Source organism: Streptomyces sp. S3(2020), assembly GCF_013044505.1.
Lineage (GTDB): Bacteria > Actinomycetota > Actinomycetes > Streptomycetales > Streptomycetaceae > Streptomyces.
In genome coordinates this window covers 1-7,001 of the sequence record NZ_JABERD010000335.1, presented here as the reverse complement: position 1 = coordinate 7,001, position 7,001 = coordinate 1, and the positions used below count along the sequence as shown (strand labels likewise).

The following is a 7,001-nucleotide window of genomic DNA, read 5'->3' as shown; positions in this document are numbered from 1 at the left end:
GCGTGATGCGGCGGGGCCCGGTGGCGGGCGGGGCGTCAACTGCCGTGCACGCCCCGCCCGTTGGTGGGAGGTCCACACTCACTCCGTGCTCCCCGGTGTGCTGTCCTGGGGGTCGCCGAACCAGCGGTGCAGTGCGGTGCGCAGTGCGGTCGGGTCCGGGGTGGTGTCGGTGGCCCAGGCGATGTAGCCGTCGGGGCGGACCAGGAGGGCGGTGGTGGCCGTCAGGACGGGTTCCGTGTCGTCCGGGCGGAGCGTCGCCGTCGTCACCCGGTCCTGCCAGGGGGCCGCCGCCTGACGCAGGGCCTCGTCGTCGGTGAGGTCGAGGAGGATGCCGCGTCCCGGGTGGAGGAGTTCCATCGTGGTGGTGGGGCCCTCGGTGCCGGTCAGGGTGCGCGGGGGCAGGCGGCGGCCGAGCAGGGGGTGGGTGCCCTCGCCGACGTCGTAGCGGACGTCCAGGCCGGAGACCAGGCCGGAGAGGTGCCGTTTGACGTCGTCGTACTGGATGAGCTCGCCCATCAGTTCGCGCAGCGGGCTCATCTCGGGGCCGCCGACGAAGAGCATGCCCTGGGCGTGGGTGTTCATCAGGAGGCGGGCGCCGGCCGCGTGGCGTTCGCTGTGGTAGGTGTCCAGGAGGCCGATCGGGGCCCTGCCTGTGACCTCGGCGGCCAGCTTCCAGCCCAGGTTGGCGGCGTCCTGGACGCCGGTGCTCAGGCCCTGGCCGCCCGCCGGGAGGTGGACGTGGGCGGCGTCGCCCGCCAGGAGGATGCGGCCGCGGCGGTACTCGGTGACCTGGCGGGTGGCGTCGGTGAAGGAGCTGACCCAGTGGGCGGTGCCGGTGCTGATGTCCTCGCCGGTGATGTGCTGCCAGGCGTCGGCGACCTCCGTGAAGCTCACCGAGCGTTCGCGTTCGCGGCCGGGTTCGACGTCGGGGACGACGATGATGCGGTCCACGCCGTCGCCGAGCGGGGCGGCCATCACCATGCCGCCGGGCAGGCGCTCGCCGAGGAAGCGCGGGCGCAGGTCGCAGCCGGCGACGTCGGCGAGGTACATGGTGCGGGTGGCGTCGGTGCCGGGGAAGGAGAACCCGGCCGCCCTCCGTACGGGGCTGCTGCCGCCGCCGCAGCCCACCAGGTAGGGGGCGGTGAGGCGTTGGACGCCCTGCGGGGTGGCGACGGTGATCTCGACGTGGTCGCCCTTCTCGTCGAGTTCGAGGAACTCCCAGCCGCGCCGGATGTCCGCCTCCAGCGAGATCGCCCAGCGTTCCAGGACGTCCTCGGTGTGCGACTGCGGGACTCCGCGCGCGCCGAAGTGGGCGTCCTTGAGGACGGTGTAGTCGAACTGCACGCCGCCGAAGTGGCCCATGGGGGCCTTCTCCAGGTCTCCGAACCACGGCAGCAGGCCGCGCTGTTCGAAGACCTCCATGGCGCGTGCGGTGAAGCCGAGCCCGCGGGACTGGCCGGTGGGCTGCTCCAGGCGTTCCACCACGACGACGTGGGCGCCGCCCAGGCGCAGTTCCCCGGCGAGCATCAGACCGGTCGGGCCGGCTCCGACGATGATGACGTCGGCGTCCATGGTCTCTCCTCTCCCCTACTCGTGAGTGGTGGTCAGCCGAACAGTTGGGCGATGTGGTCCGGGGCCTTGGTGCGGCCCCATTCCAGGGCCTGGCCGAGCAGTTCCGGGGTCGCCTCGAAGCACTTGTTGTCGGGGTCGCCGAGCGTGAACGGCTCCGGCAGGAACTTCGACTCGCGCAGCTGCTCGAAGAGCAGTTCGGCGGCCTCGCCCGGCTCCAGTCCGCCGGCCTCGACGGCCTGGCAGGTGGTGCGGGTCAGGGTGAGCAGGGAGCTGATGTCCTCGCCTACGGGAGCGGGCAGACCGGGGGTGGTGGTCTTCTCCAGGTCCTTGAGGATCTGGTCGTCCCTGTGCTCCATGAAGCGGCGGTACGCCCGCTCCACCGTCATCGTCGGCATGATGCTGGTCGACTCCCACACGCGGGTGACGGCGTTCCACAGGTCGTAGTGCCGGAAGCCGACGAACGAGCTGTAGACGAGGTCGTCGTGGACGTCGTACAGGCCCTGCTGGAGCTGGTCGATGTACTCGAAGCGGGACGTCGACCAGTCGCCGTCCTTCGTGGCCTCTATCAGGCGCCAGGCCAGGGAGTTGACGACCTCCAGGGTGTTGGTCAGGCCTCGGGAGTAGAGCGCGTCGATGAAGCCGGCGGCGTGCGCGGTCAGGCAGTAGCGTTCGCCGACCGTGCGGGTGGAGGAGTACTGGAGGCGGCCGGTGGCGACCCAGGGGCGGACCGCGCGGGCGTCGGTGAACTGCTCGGCGATCTGCGGGAAGCGGGCCAGGAACTCGTCGAACTCCTGCTGCGCGGTGAGGTCCTGGGACTTGGGGAACTTCCGCTCGTCCAGGGTGAGGCCCACGCTGCACAGCGGGCTGATCGCGCCGTCGTGGTTGTCGAAGGGGATGACCCACAGCCAGCCGCCGTCGAAGACGTGGTGCAGGGTGCCGTGGTGCCAGGGGCTGGGCTGCTTGTGCGCGGCGGCGGAGGGCGCGTCGTCGTAGGCGGTGACGCCGACCATGTGGGTGAACAGGGTGCGGGAGTGGTGGCGGGCGCGGGTGGGTTCCTCGCGCAGGCCGAAGGCGTCGGCGACCGGGGAGCGGAAGCCGCTGCCGTCGACGAGGTACTCGGCGTGGTACTCGGTGCCGTGGGCGTCGCGCAGTACCGCTCCGTCCGGGCCTGTCTCGATGTCCGTGATGCGGGTGCCGAGCAGCGGGGTGGCGCCGTGGCGGACGGCCAGGTGGAACAGGTAGGCGTCGGTGTCCTGGCGGAACAGGTGGCTCTCGGTGCGCTGCCACTCCGGGACGACGAGCTGGTTGATCTCGTCGGGGTTCTGGTCCTGGCCCTCGCGGTGGTAGACGAAGCCGAAGTTCTGCTTGCGGCCGCTCATCGGGGAGACGTGGTCCTGGATGCCGCGGAAGCTGGCCATGTGGACGATCTCGGGGACGTCGTAGCGTTCGCCGACGATCCGGGTCATCGCGGAGGTGTACGGGATCGTGGACTCGCCGACGGCGAAGCGGGGGTGGGTGCCGGCGTCGATGAGGAGGACCTTCACGCCGTTGCGGGCGAGGACGGCGCCGAGCATGCCGCCGGCCATGCCCGCGCCGAGGATGGCCACGTCGTAGCGCTCTTGCGGCGCGGGGGCATTCGTGTTCATGGGGTCGCCCTTCGGGGAGTCGTTGGTGGCCTCGGCTTCGCCTTCGGCCTTAGGGGTCCCACCCGCACCACCTGTGCGGGTTGTTGATTCGGGTGCGGGTGGCCCTTGTGGGGCGGAAGCGCCGTCGGCGGCTGCCGGCGTTCGCGTGGAGACGGGGGTGCCGAACCAGTGGGTCAGGGCTTCCGGCAGGGGGGTGGCGCTGGGGGACGTCCAGGTGATGTGGCCGTCGGGGCGGAGCAGGAGGGCGTCGGTGCCGGGGAGGTCGGTTGTTGTGGCGGTGATGGTGGTGACGTGGTCCGACCAGCGGGCCGCCTGGTCGTGGAAGGGGGCCGCCTTCGGAGTCAAAAGGAGGAGCAGAGGGCGGGCCGGGTGGAGGAGTTCCGTTGTTGTCGTGGTGCGGCCGTGGGCTGTCGTCAGGGGTGTGCTCGGGAGGCGTACGCCCTGGTCGCCGTAGGTGATGTCCAGGCCCGCGATCATCGATGCCAGGTGGGTGCGGACCTTCTCCGACGTGAGGAGTTCGGTGAACAGCGACCTCGTCGAGTCCGACTCCCGGCCGCCCAGGAGGAGTTGGGACTGGACCTTGATGTTGGCCAGGACCCTGCGGCCCACCTCGTGGCGTTCGGTGTGGTAGGTGTCGAGCACGTCCGCCGGGGCCCTGCCGGTGGCCACCGCGGCCAGTTTCCAGCCGAGGTTCACCGCGTCCTGGAGGCCCAGGTTGAGGGCCTGGCCGCCGATGGGCATCTGGCGGTGGGCGGCGTCGCCGGCGAACAGGACGCGGCCGTGGCGGTAGGCGGCGAGTTGGCGGTTGGCGTCGCCGAAGGAGTTCACCCACAACGGGGTGCCGGATGTGATGTCCTCGCCCGTCACTCGCTGCCAGACCTCGCACACCTCAGCGAAGTCCGGTTCCGCGGTGCGGAGTCGGGCCTCGCGGCCGAACTCGTGGACCATCACCCGGGTGACGCCGTCGCCGCGCCGGGCGGCCACCGCCATGCCGCCGGGAAGGCGCTCGAAACGGCGGTTCGGTACGTCGATGCCCGCCACGTCGGCACGCAGCAGCTCGCGGTGGGCGTCCTCGCCGGGGAAGTCGGCGTCCAGCAGGCGGCGTACGGTCGAGTTCTCGCCGTCGCAGCCCACCAGGTACGCCGCACGGATGCGGACCGGGCCGTCGGGGCCTGCCGCCACCGCTTCCACGGCTTCGGCCGTGGTGCGCAGGGCGCGCAGGGTGTGGCGTCGCTCGATGCGCGCGCCCAGTCCTGCCGCCCAGTCCCCGAGCAGGCGTTCGGTCTCGGTCTGCGGGACCTTCCACTGCCCGGGGTGGGTGCTGGGCAGGGTCAGGTCCAGCGGGATGCCGCCGAAGTGCCCGCGCACCTCGCACGGCGGGGTGCCGAAGGCCTTCAGCAGGCCCCGGCTGTCGAGGATCTCCATGGTGCGGGCGTGCAGGGTCGAGGCCCGCGACTCGGTGGTCGGGGCCTCGCGGGTCTCCAGTACGACGACGTCGGCGCCGCCGAAGCGGAGTTCACCGGCGAGCATCAGCCCGACCGGTCCCCCGCCCACGACGACGACGTCGGTGTCGATGTCGGTGTCGGTGTCGAGTCGCCGGCCGACCATCGTCAGCGCTTGCTCTCGGCGTGGTCCTTGGCGTGGCCCAGGGTGGCGCGGCTGTTGGTGCTGAGCGCGCCGTGCACATACGCGCGGGCGTCCGCGACCGTGGCGTCCTCGCCCAGGATGCGAGCGATGTTCGCCGTGTTGAGGACCACCGTGTGCTGGGAGGAGGCCGTCGTGGTGCCGTCGGCGGCCTCGGTGAACGTCCAGTAGCCGGTGTGCAGGGTCATCAGCGCGGGCAGCGTGACCTGCTTGTAGGCGATCTTGTGGTGCGGGAACGTCACCCGGTACGACTTGGTGGTGTGCGTGGAGCCGTCCTTGGCGCGGGTGTCCATCTCCAGGCTCTGCAGGCCCGGGGAGGGCTCCTCGAAGCGGACGGTGGCCACGTGCGGCAGCCGCTCGGGCCACAGGCCGGCCTCGTTGACGAAGTCGTAGGCGTCCTTCGCGGACCCGGCGATCGTGACGGAGTCCTCGAAGGAGAACGTCACGTCCTCGGTGGCGTGGGCGAGTTCGACGTTGGTCTTCAGCGCCGCGAGCTCCGAGCGGGAGTTGCGGTCGACGGCCTCGTCGATCCAGGCCAGGCCCTCGGGGTCGTCGTCGATGGCCCGGTAGTCGTGCAGCAGGCGCACCCGGGAGGTGGACTCGGTGAGCGGCTCGATGATCCAGGTGCCGCCCATCGCGGCGACCGGCGGGGTGGAGACCTCCTGGCGGAAGGTGATGACCTGGGCCTTCGCGTCCAGGGTGCGGCGCGAGGTCCAGTTCTTCGGCTCGCCGTTGGCGGTGGCCCAGATACGGATCCGCTCGCTGTCGCTGTCGCCGTCGGCCTCGACGCGGTCGACGAAGATGGTGGGCGGGAAGATCCGCGGCCAGTTCTCCACCTCGGCGATCAGGCGGTAGACGGCGGGGGCGGGGGCGTCGACGTCGACGGTGTGCTCGACCTCGCGGAGCGTCATGATTGAACTCCCTTCAGGGGCAGGGGGGGGTTAGAAGTTGCCGAGGCCGCCGCAGACGTTGAGGGCCTGTGCGGTGATGGAGGCCGCGGTGTCGGAGGCGAGGTAGCCGACCAGGCCGGCGACCTCTTCGGGGGTCGAGTAGCGGCCGAGCGGGATCTTCGCCTGGAACTTGGTGAGGATGGCGTCCTCGGTGGTGTCGTAGGCGGCCGCGTAGCCCTGGCGCACGCGCTGCGCCATCGGGGTCTCCACGTAGCCGGGGCAGACCGCGTTGACGGTGATGCCGGTCGGTGCGAGCTCGTTGCCGAGGGCCTTGGTGAAGCCGACGACGCCGTGCTTCGACGCGGAGTAGGGGGCGCCGAGGACCACGCCCTGCTTGCCGGCGGTGGAGGCGATGTTGATGATCCGGCCGCGGTCCTTGTGGCGCATGCCGCCGGTGTTGAGGACCGTGCGGGTCATGCGGAAGACGCTGTTGAGGTTGGTGTCGATGACGTCGTCCCACAGCTCGTCGTCGATGTCGGCGGTGATGCCGCCGCCGCTGCGGCCCGCGTTGTTGACGAGGACGTCGATGGGGCCGAACCGTTCCACTGCTGCGGTGACGAAGGTGGTGACGCTGTCGGGGTCGCGTACGTCGACGGCGGCTCCGTCGACGTCGAGGCCTTCCTCGCACAGCTGCTTGACGGTGCTGGTGACGTTCTCGGCGGTGCGGGCGCCGATGAAGACGCGGTGGCCGGTGGTGGCCAGGATCCGTGCGGATGCGAGGCCGATTCCGCTGGTGGCGCCGGTGACGAGTGCGACGCGCTGGTCCTGCTGCATGGTGGCTTCTCCCTGGGTCCGGGTTTGTCAGGCGGCGGTGGCGGTCGGCGACAGGAGTTCGTTGACGGCGGCGATGAGGGTGCGGGGGGTGCGGTTGTCGGTGAAGACGTCGTCGTCGAGGGCGATGCCGTACTCGCGCTCTATGCGGCCGCCGGTCTCCAGGAGGGCGAGGGACTCGTAGCCGAGGGACTCGAAGTCGAGGTCGAGGATGTCGCCGTCCAGGTCGATGCCGTCGTCGGCGCCGGCGCCTTCCAGGAGGATGCGCTTGAGGTCGGCGAGGGCGAACGTGGAGGTCATGGGTTGGGGTCCCTTCGGGGATCGGTGGTGGTGGGCATGGATGCGCCCCTGCCGGTGGGGATTGGCAGGGGCGAGGAGGGGTGGAAAGTCGCCTAGGAGTTCGGGGGGTCTGTGGTCT

The 7,001-nt window shown here is 71.0% G+C and carries 5 protein-coding genes; all 5 read right to left on the bottom strand.

All coding sequences use genetic code 11. The annotated features are described in order from the left end of the window. Window positions 1-78 precede the first annotated feature (78 nt). The 5 genes from HLK59_RS46745 to HLK59_RS46720 are packed head-to-tail and all read right to left on the bottom strand — an operon-like array spanning window position 79 to window position 6,883. Window positions 79-1,572: an FAD-dependent monooxygenase gene (locus HLK59_RS46745; RefSeq protein WP_171147772.1), complete on the bottom strand. Its 1,494-nt coding sequence runs from the start codon at window positions 1,570-1,572 to the stop codon at window positions 79-81. Between the two features lie 32 nt (window positions 1,573-1,604). Beyond that, window positions 1,605-4,826, bottom strand: coding sequence for an FAD-dependent monooxygenase (locus HLK59_RS51720; RefSeq protein WP_240983046.1), 3,222 nt, complete (start codon window positions 4,824-4,826; stop codon window positions 1,605-1,607). A gap of 2 nt (window positions 4,827-4,828) precedes the next feature. Then, a complete protein-coding gene (locus HLK59_RS46730; protein ID WP_171147771.1) occupies window positions 4,829-5,773 on the bottom strand; it encodes an aromatase/cyclase in 945 nt (314 codons plus the stop codon). A 30-nt stretch (window positions 5,774-5,803) separates the two neighbouring features. Continuing rightward, window positions 5,804-6,586: a 3-oxoacyl-ACP reductase FabG gene (fabG, locus tag HLK59_RS46725; protein ID WP_171147770.1), complete on the bottom strand. Its 783-nt coding sequence runs from the start codon at window positions 6,584-6,586 to the stop codon at window positions 5,804-5,806. Between the two features lie 27 nt (window positions 6,587-6,613). Then, complete coding sequence (locus tag HLK59_RS46720) at window positions 6,614-6,883, bottom strand: acyl carrier protein (RefSeq protein WP_171147769.1); 270 nt, start codon at window positions 6,881-6,883, stop codon at window positions 6,614-6,616. Between the last annotated feature and the right edge of the window lie 118 nt (window positions 6,884-7,001).

Coding starts and splice junctions, on each gene's coding strand:
- HLK59_RS46745 (WP_171147772.1), bottom strand. CDS start 1,572: ATGGACGCCGACGTCATCATCGTCGGAGCCGGCCCGACCGGTCTGATG.
- HLK59_RS51720 (WP_240983046.1), bottom strand. CDS start 4,826: ATGGTCGGCCGGCGACTCGACACCGACACCGACATCGACACCGACGTC.
- HLK59_RS46730 (WP_171147771.1), bottom strand. CDS start 5,773: ATGACGCTCCGCGAGGTCGAGCACACCGTCGACGTCGACGCCCCCGCC.
- fabG (WP_171147770.1), bottom strand. CDS start 6,586: ATGCAGCAGGACCAGCGCGTCGCACTCGTCACCGGCGCCACCAGCGGA.
- HLK59_RS46720 (WP_171147769.1), bottom strand. CDS start 6,883: ATGACCTCCACGTTCGCCCTCGCCGACCTCAAGCGCATCCTCCTGGAA.